The sequence below is a fragment of the Rhizobium leguminosarum genome, assembly GCF_010668065.1.
Taxonomy (GTDB): Bacteria; Pseudomonadota; Alphaproteobacteria; order Rhizobiales; family Rhizobiaceae; genus Rhizobium; species Rhizobium leguminosarum_S.
The window spans coordinates 186263-203321 of record NZ_WUEN01000009.1 but is presented as its reverse complement, the minus strand read 5'-3'; the positions used below and the strand labels follow the sequence as shown (position 1 = coordinate 203321).

Sequence of the window (17059 nt, the reverse complement as noted above, 5' to 3'; positions counted from 1 at the left end):
CCATGCAATCCATTGAATCCACGGCCCTGGAGCCGACCAAGAGCGAAATGGCCGGTCTGTCCACCGGACAGAAGATCGGACGCCTGATCCCGGTTTACGGGCTGGTGATCCTGACCGTCGGCCTGATCGTGATCTTCTCGATCCTTCTGCCCGATACGTTCCCGACCGTGTTGAATGTCCGCTCGATTGTATCAGACAAGGCAATCATCGCGCTTCTATCGTTGGCTGCGATGATCCCGATGGCATCGGGTCGCATCGATCTGACCGTCGGCTATGGCATCGTGCTCTGGCACATTCTCGCCATCAGCCTGCAGACGGCCTACGGCCTGCCCTGGCCGGTCGCGGTCGTCATCGTGCTCGCGCTCGGTGTTCTGACCGGCTGCATCAACGGCCTGCTGGTTGAGGTTGCGAAGATCGACAGCTTCATCGCGACGCTAGGCACCGGAACGGTCCTATACGCGCTGGCCCTCTGGCACACCGGCGGCCGGCAGGTGGTCGGCGTCCTGCCTGATGGTTTCTATGCGCTGAACGGCACGATGCTGTTCGGCCTACCGATCACCGGCTTCTACGTGCTGCTGATCGCCATCTGCATGTGGATCGTGCTCGAATACCTGCCGATCGGCCGCTATCTCTACGCCATCGGCGCCAATCCGAAGGCGGCGGCCCTCAATGGCATTCCGGTCCGCAAATTCGTGATTGGCGCCTTCGTCACCTCGGGGCTGCTTGCGGCTCTGACCGGGGTCCTGCTCGCCTCGAAGCTGCGCATCGGCCAGGCGAGCGTCGGCCTCGAATATCTCCTGCCGGCGCTTGTCGGCGCGTTCCTCGGATCGACGACGATCAAGCCGGGACGGGTGAACGTCTGGGGCACCTTGATCGGCGTCATCATCCTGGCGGTCGGAATATCAGGAATTCAGCAATTCGGCGGGTCGTTCTTCGTCGAACCGCTGTTCAACGGCGTGACGCTGCTGATTGCCATCGGCATAGCAGGCTACGCCCAGCGCAAGCGCGGAGCTGTGAGGAGGATCACACCCGCATCCAAATGAGGATGCCGGCTCATCCCGGCATTTCACAACAAAGAAAATGGAGGAGTGAACATGAAGCGCAGAACGTTATTGCAGGCAACGGTCGCAACCGTCGCCGTTATGCTCAGCATGCCGGCATGGGCCGATTCGATGGCCGACGCCAAAGCCGTGGTCGAAAAATATGCTTCCAAGGTGAGCGCCTGGGATGGCCCGACGAGCGGCCCCAAGGGCGCTGCCGGAAAGAACATCGTCATTCTGGCCGGTGATATGAAAAACGGCGGCATCCTCGGCGTGGTCAATGGCGTTCAGGAAGCGGCAGGCGCGCTCGGCTGGACGGTGAAGGCGCTTGACGGCGCCGGCTCGATCGGCGGGCGGACCGCGGCCTTCGGCCAGGCCATGGCGCTGAAGCCGGATGGCATCATCATCAACGGCTTTGACGCGGTCGAGCAGAAGCCGGCGATGGAAGCAGCCAAGGCTGCTGGTATTCCGATGGTTTCCTGGCACGCCGCCTCGGCTGTCGGTCCGGTTCCCGAAGTCGGCGTCTTTGCAAACGTGACCACCGATGCGATGGAAGTATCGAAGTCCGCGGCGGATTGGGCCTTTGCCGATGCCGCCGGCAAGCCGGGCGTCATCATCTTTACCGACTCCACCTATGCGATCGCGATCGCCAAGGCCGATCGCATGAAGAAGGAGATCGAGGATCTCGGCGGTACGGTGCTCGAATATGTCGACACGCCGATCGCCGAAACCTCCCAGCGCATGCCGCAGCTGACCACATCGCTTCTGCAGAAGTATGGCGCGAAGTGGACGCATTCGCTGGCGATCAACGACCTCTATTACGACTTCATGGGACCTTCGCTCGCTTCGGCCGGCATTGCCGGTGATGGAAAGCCGGTGAACGTCGCAGCCGGCGACGGTTCGGAGAGCGCCTATCAGCGTATCCGCGCCAAACAGTTCCAGGCCGTCACGGTCGCCGAGCCGCTCAACCTCCAGGGCTGGCAGCTCGTCGACGAATTGAACCGCGCCTTTGCGGGTGCTCCATGGTCGGGCTACGTGTCGCCGCTGCATGTGGTGACCAGCCAGAACGTCGAGTTTGACGGTGGGCCGAAGAACAGCTTCGATCCCGACAACGGCTATCGTGATCAATACAAGAAAATCTGGGGCAAATAACCCTCTCAGTCAGGGCGTATCGACCGATATGCCCTGACCTCCTGACAGCATACCAACATCGATCCAGCTCCGGCGAGTTTTGGAAAAGAGAACCTATGATCATTCGTTATGCTTTGTTTGAAGGCGAAATCCATCCCGGTAAAGAAGGGGAATTCCGCGAATTCGTGCGGCAGCGGCTCGTCCCTCTCTGGACGAAATTTCCGGGCGCCGAGGAAATCCGGGTGCTGGATGGAATGGAGCGCGACGAAGGCGCCCCGATCTATGCCATGGCGCTCGCCATTCGTTATCCCGATATGGATGCGGTGAACGCGGCACTTCTCTCCGATGTGCGGTCGCAGAGCCGCGAGGTCACCGGCGAACTCCTGCAGCTCTTTACCGGCAAGGTGCACCATCACGTATTCGCGGCCAACGAATATGCACCGCATATTGCCTGACATAAGGCGATCCCGACGTCCGCGACGGCTTGGCGTCTGAAGGGCGGTCGCTGCGGTCCGCTGCCCGGCCTTAGACAAAAGTAAGGGTTTGAACAAAGACCCGGAGCGCTCGCGGACGAAAGTCCCAGGCGCTTTTTTCATGTCGGGACGCGCCGAGCATCCTTCGGACGCGCCGGATGCGATCGTTCCGGTTGCCCGACTTTTGAGGACAATTTTCCCTCAGCGCCACTTTCATTAAACTAAATAGTCTATCGATTTAGTAGATTATATTCCATCTTACCGTGCATCGCTCCTGCAATCAGCAATCCGAAACGGGAAGATCGACGATGACATTGGCAAAGACATTCAAAATTGCGTTGTTCAGTCTGCTTGGTCTCAGTGCCATTCACGGTCCGGCGGCAGCCCAGGCAGAGGCTCCCCTGCTTCCCAAGGTGCCGCCGGGCACGGTGCTGACAATCGGCGATCCGGTCACCCAGAAAGCGCTCGAAGTGTCCGGCCTGGGCAAGGAGCTCAGTTTCGAGGTCAAATGGGCCAATATCAGCGGCGGGCCGCAGACGTCGGAAGCTTTCCGCGCCCACGCACTCGATGTCGGGTCGGTGGCCGAGATCCCTTCGATCTTCGCCAACTGGAACAATCTGCCCGTCCGCAACATCGCCTATCGCGAACGCCGTGACCCGATCGCCAATCCCATCTACCGCTTCGGCATCGCGCCAGGCGCGGCCGTCAAGACACTCGCGGACTTCCGCGGCAAACGCATCGCCTTCAGCCCGGGTCAGGCACAGGGTACGCTCGTTCTGCGTGCCCTCCATGCCGCAGGCTTGAAGAGCGGCGACGTCACTCTGGTGGAGCTGCCGAGCACCAGCGACGTCTACCCGAAGGCATTGGCGAGCAAGCAGGTCGACATCGCGCCGCTCGGCGGCGTCTACATCAGGCGCTATATCACCCAATACGGGCCTGATGGCGCGACCCTCGTGGAACATGGCCTGCGCGACGATCCGAGCCATCTTTATGCGCCGCAATGGGTTCTGGACGATCCCGCCAAGGCGGCAGCTCTCGCCGAATATGTCGGCCTGTGGGCACGCGCCACCGAATGGGTGAACCGCAACCCGGACCTCTGGATCAAGGAATATTACGTCGGTCAGCAGGGGTTGAGCCAGGAGGACGGGGAATATCTCGTCAAGTTGACCGGCGAACAGGTCGTTCCCAGCGATTGGAGCGAAGTGAAGAAGCGCCACCAGGAAACCATCGACCTGCTGGCAGACGAGCTCGGCTACAAGCCCCTCAATGTGGAGCAGATTTTCGACAATCGCTTCGAGAAGCTCGGCGCCGCGGCTTTGGCCAAGAGCCAGTAACGCTCGACACCCCTTCGGAGAGGAGATTTGAAGCATGGCAACCACTTGGGATGCAGATGAGGCGAAACTGTCGCGGTCGTCCGGCGGTAGAATTGCGCATGCAGGTTCACGCGCGACAAGGCCGGTTGGCTCTGCTGGCTTGGCCGGCCCCCGCGCCCGGCGCAGGCTGGGTCCCGGACCCGCGATCCCTTTCGGGTTGCAGATCGGGCCGGTATTGCTCGTCTTGACCTGGGTCGTCGGCTCGGCGCTCGGATGGATCGATCCGCGGATCCTGTCGGCGCCGTGGACGGTGGTCGAGGCTTTCGTAAGGCTCATAGAGCAGGGGCGCCTGCAGGACAATTTCGTGACGTCGGCGACACGCGCCCTGCTCGGCCTTAGCATCGGATTGCTGATCGGCACGATCCTGGCGGTGATCGCCGGCCTTTCCCGGATCGGCGAAGCCCTGATCGACGGGCCGGTCCAGATCAAGCGCGCGATACCGACGCTGGCCCTGATCCCCTTGCTGATCCTGTGGTTCGGCATCGGCGAGAGCATGAAGGTTACGACCATCGCGCTTGCCGTGATCGTGCCGATTTACATCCACACCCACAATGCGCTCCGCAGCATCGACAGCCGTTATGTCGAACTGGCCGAAACCCTGCGGATGAGCCAGAAGGACTTCATCCTTCAGGTGGTGCTGCCTGGTGCTTTGCCGGGCTTTCTTCTGGGTCTGCGGTTTGCCGTCACCCTCTGCTGGGTTTCTCTCGTCGTGGTCGAGCAGATCAACGCCACCAGCGGGCTCGGTTACATGATCGATCTTGCCCGCAATTACGGGCAGACCGACGTCATTCTCGTCGGCCTGGTGGTCTATGTGCTGCTCGGTCTCGTTTCGGACGGTCTCGTCCGCCTGCTTGAACGGAGGACCCTCTCATGGCGCCGCACCCTGGCAAACTGAAGCCCGCAAACAAAGCCGTCCACGTGCGAGACCTCGCACGGCGGTTTGCGACGAAGACGATCCTCGACGGCGTCGATCTCGATATCGAGGAAGGCGAGTTCGTTGCCCTGCTCGGCCGCAGCGGCTCCGGCAAAAGCACGTTCCTCAGGGCGCTTGCCGGTCTCGATCATGGTGTCGAGGGAACCGGCACCCTTGAGACGCCGGAGAGCCTTTCGGTGGTTTTCCAAGACGCCCGCCTGCTGCCTTGGCGCACCGTCATCCAGAACGTCACGCTCGGCTTGACCGGCGCCTCCGGCCAGGAAGCCGGACGGAAGGCTTTGGCGGAGGTAGGACTTGCAGGCCGGGAAATGGCGTGGCCGAACCAGCTTTCGGGTGGCGAGCAGCAGAGGGTCGCTCTTGCCCGTTCGCTGGTGCACGAACCGGCCCTGCTTCTCGCCGATGAGCCATTCGGCGCGCTCGATGCGCTGACCCGGCTGAAAATGCACGATCTGCTGCGGGAGTTGTGTGCAAGACACCGTCCTGCCGTGCTGCTCGTCACCCACGACGTCGATGAGGCGATTTCGCTGGCCGACCGCATACTGGTTCTCGACGAAGGGCGCCTTATCGAGGATCTCAAGATCGATCTGCAGACGCCGCGCGACCATGGCGATCCGCGCTTTGCGCAATTCCGCATCCATCTTCTCAGCCGGCTCGGGGTCGAGCTTCCGGGCCGCAAGGCCGCCTGACATCAGCAACAGTTCAATTTGATCTGGAGATAAGCCAATGAGCACATCGAAACGGCAAATGCGGCTTGGCGCGTTCATCATGGCGACCGGCCACCATATCGCCGCCTGGCGCCATCCGGAGGCGCAGGCCGATGCCGGCCTCAATATCGATCACTACCGCGAGCTCGCGCAGACCGCCGAACGCGGCAAATTCGATCTCGTCTTCGTCGCCGACAGTCCGGCGGGATGGGACCGCGCCAAGGACCCGGAAGCGCTTCGCCGCACCGCCCAGGGCGCGCATTTCGAGCCGCTGACCCTCTGGGCGGCCCTCTCCCAGGTGACCAAACATATCGGCTTCGTCGCCACGGCATCGACGACCTACGAGGACCCCTACCTTCTCGCCCGCAGGTTCGCGTCGCTGGACTATATCTCCAAGGGCCGCGCCGCATGGAACGTCGTCACGACAGGTGCGGATGTTTCGAAGAATTTTTCAATCGCAGGCCATCCTGCCCATGCCGATCGTTATGAGCGGGCCGAGGAATTCGTCGACCTGGTGAAGGGCCTGTGGGATTCCTATGAGGACGACGCCTTCATCCGCGACAAGGAAAGCGGCGTCTATCTCGATCCCGACAAGGTGCATCTTGTCGATCACAAGGGCAAGTTCTTCTCGGTGGCCGGTCCGCTCAACGTTGGCCGTCCGGTTCAGGGCTATCCTGTCATCGTGCAGGCGGGCGCATCGGAACCGGGGCGCGAACTTGCCGCCCGCACGGCCGAGATGATCTTTACCGCCAACCAGACCTTCGAGGATGCGCAGGAATTCTATTCCGACGTCAAAGGACGGCTCGACCGCTACGGACGCCGGCCGGATCAACTGCTGATCAGTCCCGGCATATTCCCTGTTCTCGGCGGGACGGAAGCGGAAGCCCAGGCAAACTACGACCATATCCAATCGCTGGTTCATCCCTCCATCGCTTGGAATATCCTTGCCCGCCACTACAAGGGCGTCGACCTTTCCGGCTACTCGCTGGATGATCCCGCCCCTCCCTTGCCTGAAAATACCGAACTCAACAAAAGCCGCCTCAAGCTGGTTTCCGATCTGGTATCGCGCAACAATCTGACGCTGCGCCAGTTCTATCTGGCGGTCGCCACCGCTCGCGGCCATCGGACGGTGGTCGGGACACCCGAGCAGATCGCCGATGCGATGCAGAGCTGGTTCGAGAACGGTGCTGCCGACGCCTTCAACATCATGCCGCCGATCCTGCCCACCGCCTTGACCGATTTCGTCGATCAGGTCGTCCCGATCCTGCGCAAGCGCGGCCTGTTCCGGCACGAATATGAAGGCACGACGCTGCGGGAGAACCTTGGCCTCCAACGCCCGCCGAATGGCTTTGTGGTTCAGGCGGGGCAGCAGCAGGTGCAGGCGGCCGTATGATCTCTTGAGGGGGCTTCCCTCCCCTCGTTTTGTTCCAATTACACACAGAACCGCAGCATCGCATGAGCAATAATTCCGAATTTCTCTGGTATATTCCGAACGACGTCAAAGCCGGCCATCGCGGCGATTCCGCCGTCGAGAACCACAACAGCCTGGATACGCTGACCAGCCACGCAAGGGCGCTGGAGGAGCATGGCTGGAAGGGCGCGCTCATCGGCACCGGTTGGGGCCGCCCCGACACGTTTACCGTCGCGGCCTCGCTCGCCGCCCGGACGACCACCTTCGAACCGCTCATTGCGATCCGTCCAGGCTATTGGCGACCGGCGAATTTCGCTTCCGCGGCGGCGACGCTCGACCATCTGACCGGCGGCCGCGTGCGGATCAACATCGTGTCGGGCAAGGACAACCTCTCTGCCTACGGCGACAGCGAGGGCGATCAAGCGCATCGCTACGGCCGCACCAAGGAGTTCATGCGGCTGGTCCGCAGATTGTGGACTGAAGAAAACGTCACATCCGCCGGCGAGAACTTCCGGGTCGCTGAATCCACCGTGGTGCCGCGCATCCAGGTCCGCGGCGACCGTCGGCACCCCAAATTCTATTTTGGCGGCGCTTCGGAGGCGGCAGAGCGGGTGGCCGCCACCGAGGCCGATGTCCAGCTCTTCTGGGGCGAGCCGCTCGACGGTGTCCGCGAACGGATCGCGCGGCTCAAGGCGTTGAGCAGGGAGCTGGACCGCGACCTCCCGCCGCTGGAATTCGGACTGCGGATAACGACGCTGGTCCGTGACACCACGGAACAGGCCTGGGCCGATGCCGAGGCGAAGGTCGCCGAGATGGCCAGAAGCAAGGGCAGCGGCTGGCATGATCACCAGCGCGCACTCGCCGTCGGCCAGCAGCGGCTGCTCGATCTGCATGAGCGCGGCGACGTCCTCGACGACAACCTCTATACCGCGCCGGGCAAGTTCGGCGGCGGCGGCGCCGGCACCACCTGGCTGGTCGGGTCGGCGGAAGACGTCGCCCGCTCGCTGCGCAAATACCAGGGTCTCGGCATCACCCACTTCGTGCTGTCCGACACGCCCTATCTCTCCGAAATCAAGCGACAGGGCGATCAGCTTCTTCCGCTGCTGCGCGGCTGAAGCCAGAGCCGCGGCGCTCCGGTACCGCGGCTGCAATTCATGCCGATTGCCGAGACCGTTCAGAGCGTCGCGCAGTTCGCGGGCAAGCCGCAGAACCTTGCTGTACGGGGGAGGTTGGTGATTTCGCAACCATCGGGAGAGCGCTCGTCAAATTGTCCATCCGAAAAGCGCAAATGCTATCCAAATAGAGCGGATAGCCATGCTCCGTCGGCTCCGTTTACACTCTCTAAAATATATTACTCTAATTTTTTTAGATATCGGGGCGACGTTCTTTGAGGGGCGTCACCTCCGCCATGAGGGCGGGTCAGGCACCCGAATTTCGCATGAAATCGGCTTTTATTGCTTTGACGGATGTCCCGTATCTCAAGCGCGATTCCGGGCACAGGGGTGCCTGTCGGATGCACTCGGAGACACCGAGGCTCTGCGTTCGAACGAGATATGACAAGCAATCCTGGCTGCCGAGACATCCTTCCAACAAACCTCACCGCGAGGGGAGAGTGCATATGAAGAATATCATGAGTTTCGGGGTTGTGGCGCGCCTGGCGCTTGGCTTCAGCGTTCTCCTTTTGCTGATGGTCGGCTTGACCATCTATTCGACGGAAAAAGTTGCGCAGATCAACGATAAGCTTGGAACCATCAACGACGTCAACAGCGTGAAGCAGCGGTTTGCCATCAACTATCGCGGCAGCGTGCATGATCGGGCGATTGCCATCCGCGACGTCACTCTGGTGACGTCTGCCGATGAACGGAAGACGGCCGAGGCATTGATCGAAAAGCTGGCAGCGTCTTACGCCGAGAATGAAAAGCGCATGGCGGATATGGTTGCTTCTCCGGCCGGCGCGACGGAACAGGAAAAGACCATTCTCGGTGAGATTGCAGACATCCAGGCGAAGACCAATCCTCTGGTCGCCCAGATCATTGCGCTGCAGGAGAAAGGCGATGGCGAGGCCGCCCGCAAGATCCTGCTCGAACAGGCTCGGCCGGCCTTCGTTGCCTGGCTCGGCGCCATCAACAAATTCATCGACTACCAGGAAGCGCTGAACAAATCGATTGGCGGCGAGGTTCGCAGCACGGCAAGCGGCTTCAAGCCATTGGCCCTGACCGCGCTTGGCATTGCGGCTGTTCTTTCACTGGTTGCCGCCGCCGTGACCGCACGCACGATCGTCGGCCCGCTGGCAAAACTTCAGCTTTCGCTGAAAGCGATGGCCGACGGCAATCTCAACGGCGATCGTCGCCTCGAAGCGCGTGGCGATGAGATCGGCAAGCTCGCACGGGCGGTGGCCGGGCTGCGCGACGCAATTTCGGCAAAGGCGGAGCGGGAAGCCGACGCCGAGGCGAAGAGAGCCGTGTCGGAACGGCATCGGCTGGAGCAGGATGCCGATGAACGCCGCACCCTTGCCGAGCAGACGGACAAGGCTGTCGGCCAGCTTGGCGATGCGCTGCAGGCGCTGGCTAACGGCGACCTCACACAGCAGATCGGCACTCCGTTCATTCCGTCCTTGGAAAAGCTCAGAGCCGACTTCAATTCTGCAGTCGAAAAGCTCCGTGCCGCCATGCAGAAGGTTGCTCAGAACGCCAGCGCCATCGCGGGCGGTGCACAGGAGATCCGCTCCGCCTCGGACGATCTCGCCAAGCGGACCGAACAGCAGGCAGCCTCGGTCGAGGAAACTGCCGCTGCTCTGGAAGAGATTACGACCACCGTTGCCGACTCGAGCAACAAGGCTCAGGAAGCCGGCCAGCTCGTTCGCAAGACGAAGGACAGTGCCGAGCGCTCGGGCAGCGTCGTTCGGGATGCGGTCGACGCCATGGGCAAGATCGAATCCTCCGCCACCGAAATCGGCAGCATCATCGGCGTCATCGATGAAATCGCGTTCCAGACCAATCTGCTGGCGCTCAATGCCGGCGTCGAAGCCGCCCGTGCCGGTGACGCAGGCAAGGGCTTTGCCGTCGTGGCTCAAGAAGTGCGTGAATTGGCGCAACGCTCCGCCAAGGCGGCAAAAGAAATCAAGGAACTCATCAACGCTTCGAATGGCCACGTCAAAAGCGGCGTTGCCCTGGTTGGCGAGACCGGAAAGGCGCTGAAGGAGATCGCCGAGCAGGTACAGCAGGTCGACGGCAATGTGGGCGCCATCGTCGGCGCTTCGCAAGAGCAGGCGACGGGGCTGAAAGAGATCAATACCGCTGTCAACAGGATGGATCAGGGGACGCAGCAGAACGCCGCCATGGTGGAAGAAGCCACAGCGGCCGCTCATAACCTTGCCAAGGAAGCCGACGCGCTGTTCCAGCTGCTGGGCCAGTTCAACATTGGCGGAGCGGTGGCACCGAAGCGCGTATCGCCGCCCGCTGCTGCAGCGCCTCGCGCTCAACCTGCGCCCTCGCCCGCGCGCCAGATGATTGCCAAGGTAGGCAAGTCGTTCCAGACGAATGGGAATGCGGCATTGGCCGGCGATTGGGAAGAGTTTTAAGTCGCTCTGATCTCTTTCCGGCTGATACTGGAAAGCAAAGCCGTATGATTCTTGCGAAGGGCAGCGTTTGCTGCCCTTCGCATTTGAATCTTATGCCCGGACCGGAGCCTTGGCCGGAAGCAGGGCGTTGACCACGACCGCAACGGCGATGTTGGCCGCAAGCGCTAGCAATCCGGTATAGACGGTGAAGGGTTCGCCGCCGAGGCTGATCAGATGCAGAGGCTTCCAACCGGCATCCCAGACGAGGAAAGTACCGCCGCCGAAGCCGACGAACCAGCCGGCAAGCAGGCCGGGTGCACGGAACCAGTTGGTGTACAGACCGAAGACCAGGGCCGGAAGCGTCTGCAAGATCCAGATGCCGCCGAGCAGCTGCAGGTCGAGGGCGAATTGCGTCGGCAGGAAGATGATGACGAGAAGCGCACCGATCTTCACGACGAGCGAGGTGATCTTTGCGACCTTCGCTTCGCCCGCATCGCTGACGTCAGGATCGACATAGGCTTTCCAGAAATTGCGGGTGAAGAGGTTGGCGGCGCCGATGCTCATCACCGCTGCCGGCACCAGCGCGCCGATGGCGATCGCCGCAAAGGCGAAGCCGGAGAACCAGCCCGAAAACAGCGTCTTGAACAGCGTCGGAACGACGTCATTGGCGCTGTCGAGCTTCAGGTTGGCGGCATGCCCCATATAGCCGAGCAGCGCCAGAAGGCCGAGCAGCAGCGTATAGGCGGGCAGCATGATCGCATTCTTGCGGATCGTCTTGCCGCTGTTGGAGGCAAAGATGCCGGTCAGCGTATGCGGATACATGAAGGCCGCGAGCGCCGAACCCAAAGCGAGCGTGGCATAGGCGACATACTGATTGCCACCGAGCAGCAGGTTGCCGGAACCCTTGGCCTGGAAAGCCGCATCGGCCGAGGCGAAGACATTGGCGTAGCCTCCGAGCTTCGACGGGATCAGTGCGACGGCCGCGATCACGACGATATAGATCATGATGTCCTTGACGAAGGCGATCAGCGCCGGCGCGCGCAGCCCCGCGGAATAAGTGTAGAGCGCCAGCACGATGAAGGCGATCGCTAGCGGCAATTCGCCATGCAGCCCGAGCGCCTTCAGCACCGCCGTCATGCCGACGAGCTGGAGGGCAATATAGGGCATCGTGGCGATGACGCCTGTTGCCGCCACGGCAAGTTCAAGGCCGCGCGATCCATATTGACCGTGGACGACGTCGCCAGCCGTCACATAGCCGAAATCCTTGGCGCGTTTCCACAGCACAGGCATGACCATGAAGACGAAGGGATAGACGACGATGGTGTAGGGCAGCGCGAAGAAGCCGTAGGCGCCGACCGTGTAGACCAGCGCCGGGACGGCGATCACGGTATAGGCGGTATAGAAATCGCCGCCGACCAGGAACCAGGTGATCCAGGTGCCGAAGTTGCGTCCGCCGAGGCCCCATTCGTCTATACTCGCCAGCGTTTCCGGCTTACGCCAACGAGAGGCGACGAAGCCCATGACGGTGACGAGCACGAAAAAGAAGATGAAGACGGCAAGCGCCGTGCCGTTGATGTCAGTCGTCATGGCGAGTGCTCCGATAGGCGATCCAGGTCAGCGCTGCGGTGATCGGCACCCAGAGAAGCTGATACCAATAGAAGAAGGGAAAGCCGAAAAGAGATGGCTCGCGGACATTGTAAAATGGTGGCCAGAGCAGACCTAGATAGGGAATGACAAGCAGCCAGAGCGCTGCCTTGCTACGTGGTTTTTCCATGTCGGAATACCTTTCAGGCGCCGCGGGCGGCGGTCGCCATGTTCCAGTTGTCGGCGTGGAAGGCAGGTCTGTCAGCCGGCGGCCGCGGCAGGCCCGGCTCGGGTCGCTCGAGGTTTTCCGGCCGATCGGAAGCTGATGTAACGCATGTGAATTCCTCCCAACGGCTCGCACTTGGCCAGCCGTGGATGAAGTCCTATGGCGTTGGTTTTGTCCTCACAAGATGGGCGCGGCGCTGAAATGCCGGGGTCTACCCAGAAGTGGGTAGACGCGATTTACCCGACTTTCGAGACGATGCCGTGGTCGAGCGCATAGCGGATGAGGCCCGCTGTGGTGGCGATACCGAGCTTCTTCTTGAGGTTCTTGCGATGGGTTTCCGCCGTGGCGGAGGTGATCCCGAGCGTTTCGGCGATCTCCTTGTTGCTTCTGCCCGCAACGATCAGCCCGAGAATGTCGCGTTCGCGCGGCGTCAGGGGGTCGCTGCCCTCCTCGGCGCGTTCGCCCATCAGTGCGTCGAAGACGCCGGACGAGAAATATGTCCCCCCGCCCGCCACGGTCTCGATCGCCGAGACGATCTCGTCCGTCGAAACGTCCTTCAGGATGTAACCGGCAGCGCCATGCATGACCGAGGAGGAAATATACTCGCGGCTGTCATGCATGGAGAGCATCACGACCCGCGCCTGGGGAAGTTCGCTCTTGAACAATTCGATTGCATCGATGCCGCTCAGCTTCGGCATGTTGATGTCCATCAGCACGACCTGCGGCAGGACCTGCCGGCCGATCTCGAGCCCCGTTTGGGCGAGCCCGGCCGTACCGGCAACTTCGATATGGTCGAACGTCTCGAGCACGGCCTTCAATCCGTCCAGCACGAGCGGGTGGTTGTCGATCAAGAGCACCCTGATTTTCGGGCGTTCCGTCATGCAGCTTCTGCCTGCTTGCCGGCGGGACGATTGGCCGATTTCGGCATCATCGCCGTGAGCGTCGTGCCGGCCTCGCTGCTGTTGATCAGCAGCAGGCCGCGGAAGTGGGCCATCCGCTCCTGCATATTGCGCAGGCCGAGACCCGATCTGCCGGAGACGCCGTCCTTGATGCCGTCGAAGCCACTGCCGTTGTCGGTGACGGTCATGCGGGCGCGGCCGTTATCGCTCCAGAGCTTGACCGCAAGCCGGGAGGCGCCCGAGTGGCGCTCGACATTGTTGAACGCTTCCTGCGCGACGCGATAAAGCGCGGTATTCGCTTCGGCCTTCAGCGTGTCGGTGAAGCCCGAAGCGTCGATCTTCGTCTCGATCCCCGTCCGCTCGGCAAAATGATAGCAGAGTGCCTCCAGCGCGGCCGTCAGGCCGAGGTCATCGAGAACGCGCGGGCGGAGATCGTGCGACAGCCGTCTGATTTCCTTGATGGCGCCGTTCAGCGCCTCGACACCGCGGTCGATGGTGACAGCCGCATCGTCGACATTGGTCCTGACCTTGCGGCCGGCAAGATCCATCGCATAGCGCACGCCGACGAGATTTTGGGAAATGCCGTCGTGCAACTCGCGTGCAAGCCGCGCGCGCTCTTCTTCCTGGGTATCGATGACCCGCTGCGTCAACGCCTTGAGCCGGCTGTCGGCCATGCGGCGCTCGTGGAACGTCAGCAGCATGCAGGTGGTGAAAACGACGAGCACTGACGGCACGGCGATCAGCGCGACGATGACGAAGGTCCGTTTTATGTTGGCGCGCATCCCGGCGTTGGCGGCGGCACTTTGGGCAAAGACGTCATCCAGATATACGCCGGTGCCGACGACCCAATGCCATTTGTCGAGACTGACGACGAAGGAGAGCTTGTCGGCGATCTGTCCGGTCGATGGCTTCTGCCATTTATACTGATGCAGGCCCCCGCCCGCTTTTGCCGTGGCGATCAGTTCGGCAATGACCTTGTCGCCATCCGGATCGGTAAGGTCGAGCCAATTGTGCCCGTGGCGGAAACTCTGGCGCGGATGAACGATGTTGTTGCCGTCATAGTCGTAGACAAAGAAATATCCGTCCTTGCCGTAGTCGAGCGAAGTCAGGATCGCCGCCACCTGCTGTTTGGCCGCTTCGTCGTCGGAACCGGCTTTGTCATAGATCGTCTGGATGGCGGACAGGGCAAGGTTGGTCAGGTTGAGGATTTCGGCTTCCTTGGTCTTCAGCATGTTCTGCTCGAACGTGTCGATGCTGTTCTTGGCGAGGTTTGCCGATTGCCAGGTGATGAAGGTGGTAATCGCAAGGATCGAAATGACGAGCGGAACGATCGCCAATGCGATGATCTGGTGTCGTAACGTCAACGATCATTCCTCCCGAGAATTTGCGCCGGGAATTATGCCCTTTGTCAAATGCGAGTCCAGCGGCTTGTCGGTGCCCGATCTGTGGCAGCCGGAACCACTGCCGGCGGGGCATCGCGTGCGCGCTAGTCCAGCGGCACGAACAGGCCGAGCTTGACGTCCCGTAGCACCACATTCGTGTGCATGCGGCGGATCTGCGGATTGTCAGCCATGATCAGGGCCGCGATATCGTCATAATGCTCGACGTCGCGGGCGGTGACGATCGCGATCAGATCGACCGCACCGGTGACATAATAGACCTGCTGGATGTGATCCTGCTTTTCCGCCCAGAGGCGGAATTTCGCCAGCGCGTCGTAATTGTCCCGCTCGATCTCCATGCCGACGATGAACACCATTGCTGTCCCCGTCGCCTTGCGGTCGACGACAGCTACCTCCGCCCTGATGATCCCTTCCTCGCGCAGCCGCTTCAACCGCCTCTGCACGGCCGAGACCGACAGTCCGATCCGTTCGGCGATCGTTTCGGCTTTCAGCTGGCAGTCGCGCTGAACGATATCGAGAATGTCACGGTCAAAACGATCCAGCTGTTCCATTGTCCAATCCTAGTTCTCGCCGCAGCAATCCGCCCATTCTGCCGTATTTGCCGCACGAAGAAGATTATTTTGCATAAAATATGCAGAATAGATGAAAACTGCGCGAAAAAGCCGCGTTATTTTGTCATTATCCTTCACAAAATTCAATTCAGCCGGAACCATGCATGTCGGATCAACCCTTTCCTGCTCTTCGCGTCGAAGATCTTCATAAAAGCTTCGGCTCGCAAGAGGTTCTCAAGGGTATTTCGGCGCAAGCCCACAAGTCTGACGTGATTTCGATCATCGGCTCGTCGGGCTCCGGCAAGAGCACTTTTCTCAGATGCATCAATTTCCTGGAAACGCCGGATCGCGGCCGCATTGCCGTGAACGGCGAGGAGATCGCGCTGAAGATGGGGCGGGACGGCCGGTTGCAGCCGCGTAGCTGGCGGCAGATCGAACGGCTGCGGACCGGACTGGGGATGGTCTTCCAGAGTTTCAATCTCTGGGCCCATCGGACGGTGCTGGAAAATGTCATCGAGGCGCCGGTGCATGTCATGGGCATTTCGCGGCGCGAGGCGATCGAAAAGGCCGAGGCCCTGCTCCACAAGGTTGGGCTGTTCGACAAGCGCGATGCCTATCCGGCTTTCCTCTCCGGCGGCCAGCAGCAGCGCGCGGCGATTGCGCGAGCCCTCTGTGTCGATCCTGATGTCATGCTGTTCGACGAACCGACATCGGCGCTCGATCCGGAGCTGGTCGGCGAGGTCCTGAAGGTCATCCGCGATCTCGCCGAAGAAGGCCGGACCATGCTGATCGTCACGCATGAAATGCGCTTCGCCCGCGATGTCTCGAGCCGTGTTCTCTTCCTGCATCAGGGACGGATCGAGGAGGAAGGTCCGCCGGAGCAGATATTCGGCGCGCCCGTCAGCGCCCGCTGCCGGGAATTCACCGGCCTCAGCGCCCACTGATGCACTCCGAGCTCTCATCGACAACACAAACCAGGAGAATCCTGCGAATGAAACTGCTCCCCACGCTTCTCGCCGGCGCGGCACTCGTGCTTTCCGCCGTCACCGCACAGGCCGAAGTCCGCTTCGGCGTCATGAACGAATCCTATCCGCCCTTCTTCGCCAAGGACGCCTCCGGCCAATGGCAGGGATGGGAAATCGACCTGATGAATGCCGTATGCGAGGAGATGAAGGAGAAATGCTCGATCGTCGAGATTTCCTGGGATGGTCTCATTCCGGCTCTCCAGAGCAAGAAGTTCGACGTGATCTGGTCGTCGATGTCGAACACCGCGGAACGCTCGAAGGTGATCGACTTCACCGACAAATATTACAACACGCCGAGCACCTTGATCGGTCCCAAGGACCAGAAGCCGGGCGCCACCGCCGAAGACGTGAAGGGCAAGACCATCGGCATCCAGGTGTCGACGATCCAGTCGGAATATTACAAGAAGTATTTCGCCGCCGCTGCCGAGGAAAAGACCTATCAGACGCTCGACGAGGCGTTTCAGGATCTCGCCTCCGGCCGTATCGACTATGTCTTCGGCGATTCACTGGCGCTTGACGCTTTCCTCAAAAGCGATGGCGGCAAGGATTGCTGCGCCAAGATGGGCGACGTTGCCGACGACAAGGAGATTCTCGGCGCCGGCGTTTCGGGCGGCCTGCGCAAGGAAGACACGGAACTGAAGGCCAAGCTGAACACGGCGATCGCTGCCGTCCGTGCCAGTGGCCAGTATGACGCCATCAACAAGAAATACTTCGATTTCGACATCTACGGCGCCAAGTAAGCAGTCCTG

The 17059-nt window shown here is 61.2% G+C and carries 16 protein-coding genes; 11 read left to right on the top strand and 5 right to left on the bottom strand.

The features are described from left to right. The first annotated feature begins 2 nt into the window (after positions 1 to 2). The 9 genes from GR198_RS23690 to GR198_RS23650 all read left to right on the top strand — a co-directional run bounded on the left by GR198_RS23690 (position 3) and on the right by GR198_RS23650 (position 10646). Entirely contained in the window at positions 3 to 1043 is a 1041-nt protein-coding gene (locus GR198_RS23690) for an ABC transporter permease (RefSeq protein ID WP_003555504.1), read from the top strand. A 51-nt stretch (positions 1044 to 1094) separates the two neighbouring features. Further along, positions 1095 to 2192, top strand: coding sequence for an ABC transporter substrate-binding protein (locus GR198_RS23685; protein ID WP_164069670.1), 1098 nt, complete (start codon positions 1095 to 1097; stop codon positions 2190 to 2192). Between the two features lie 95 nt (positions 2193 to 2287). Continuing rightward, positions 2288 to 2626 carry a hypothetical protein gene (locus GR198_RS23680; protein WP_029873593.1) on the top strand — a complete coding sequence of 113 codons (339 nt, stop codon included), beginning with the start codon at positions 2288 to 2290 and terminating at the stop codon, positions 2624 to 2626. A gap of 326 nt (positions 2627 to 2952) precedes the next feature. Next, the gene (locus tag GR198_RS23675) at positions 2953 to 3978 is read left to right on the top strand and encodes an ABC transporter substrate-binding protein (RefSeq protein ID WP_029873592.1); all 1026 of its coding nucleotides are present in this window, start codon (positions 2953 to 2955) and stop codon (positions 3976 to 3978) included. Positions 3979 to 4012: 34 nt separating this feature from the next. Further along, positions 4013 to 4912, top strand: coding sequence for an ABC transporter permease (locus tag GR198_RS23670; RefSeq protein WP_164069669.1), 900 nt, complete (start codon positions 4013 to 4015; stop codon positions 4910 to 4912). Further along, entirely contained in the window at positions 4888 to 5637 is a 750-nt protein-coding gene (locus tag GR198_RS23665; protein ID WP_164069668.1) for an ABC transporter ATP-binding protein, read from the top strand. The genes GR198_RS23670 and GR198_RS23665 overlap by 25 nt, the downstream gene beginning before the upstream one ends. Before the next feature lie 37 nt (positions 5638 to 5674). Then, the gene (locus GR198_RS23660) at positions 5675 to 7048 is read left to right on the top strand and encodes an LLM class flavin-dependent oxidoreductase (RefSeq protein WP_164053507.1); all 1374 of its coding nucleotides are present in this window, start codon (positions 5675 to 5677) and stop codon (positions 7046 to 7048) included. Positions 7049 to 7110: 62 nt separating this feature from the next. After that, the gene (locus GR198_RS23655; protein ID WP_164069667.1) at positions 7111 to 8181 is read left to right on the top strand and encodes an LLM class flavin-dependent oxidoreductase; all 1071 of its coding nucleotides are present in this window, start codon (positions 7111 to 7113) and stop codon (positions 8179 to 8181) included. Positions 8182 to 8684: 503 nt separating this feature from the next. After that, a complete protein-coding gene (locus GR198_RS23650; RefSeq protein ID WP_164069666.1) occupies positions 8685 to 10646 on the top strand; it encodes a HAMP domain-containing methyl-accepting chemotaxis protein in 1962 nt (653 codons plus the stop codon). Between the two features lie 90 nt (positions 10647 to 10736). On the opposite strand, the gene mctP is transcribed toward GR198_RS23650, so the two are convergent. From mctP to GR198_RS23625, 5 genes are all read right to left on the bottom strand, one after another. Beyond that, positions 10737 to 12212, bottom strand: a complete 1476-nt coding sequence (gene mctP / locus GR198_RS23645) for a sodium:solute symporter family monocarboxylate transporter (RefSeq protein WP_164069665.1) — start codon at positions 12210 to 12212, stop codon at positions 10737 to 10739. Then, entirely contained in the window at positions 12202 to 12399 is a 198-nt protein-coding gene (locus tag GR198_RS23640) for a DUF3311 domain-containing protein (protein WP_003555492.1), read from the bottom strand. The genes mctP and GR198_RS23640 overlap by 11 nt, the downstream gene beginning before the upstream one ends. 272 nt (positions 12400 to 12671) lie before the next feature. After that, complete coding sequence (gene mctR, locus GR198_RS23635; RefSeq protein ID WP_164069664.1) at positions 12672 to 13316, bottom strand: two-component system response regulator MctR; 645 nt, start codon at positions 13314 to 13316, stop codon at positions 12672 to 12674. Next, positions 13313 to 14698, bottom strand: a complete 1386-nt coding sequence (gene mctS, locus GR198_RS23630; RefSeq protein ID WP_164069663.1) for a sensor histidine kinase MctS — start codon at positions 14696 to 14698, stop codon at positions 13313 to 13315. Before mctS ends, mctR begins: the two co-directional genes overlap by 4 nt. A gap of 122 nt (positions 14699 to 14820) precedes the next feature. Continuing rightward, positions 14821 to 15285 (bottom strand): Lrp/AsnC family transcriptional regulator, encoded by a 465-nt coding sequence (locus GR198_RS23625; RefSeq protein WP_011654432.1) that lies wholly within the window; start codon positions 15283 to 15285, stop codon positions 14821 to 14823. A 164-nt stretch (positions 15286 to 15449) separates the two neighbouring features. Here GR198_RS23625 and GR198_RS23620 point away from each other — a divergent pair, with 164 nt between their 5' ends. Together GR198_RS23620 and GR198_RS23615 are read left to right on the top strand one after the other, a co-directional pair. Next, positions 15450 to 16229 carry an ABC transporter ATP-binding protein gene (locus GR198_RS23620; RefSeq protein WP_164053516.1) on the top strand — a complete coding sequence of 260 codons (780 nt, stop codon included), beginning with the start codon at positions 15450 to 15452 and terminating at the stop codon, positions 16227 to 16229. A 47-nt stretch (positions 16230 to 16276) separates the two neighbouring features. Next, on the top strand, positions 16277 to 17050 hold the full coding sequence (locus tag GR198_RS23615; protein ID WP_028743094.1) for a transporter substrate-binding domain-containing protein: 774 nt from the start codon (positions 16277 to 16279) through the stop codon (positions 17048 to 17050). Positions 17051 to 17059 lie beyond the last annotated feature (9 nt).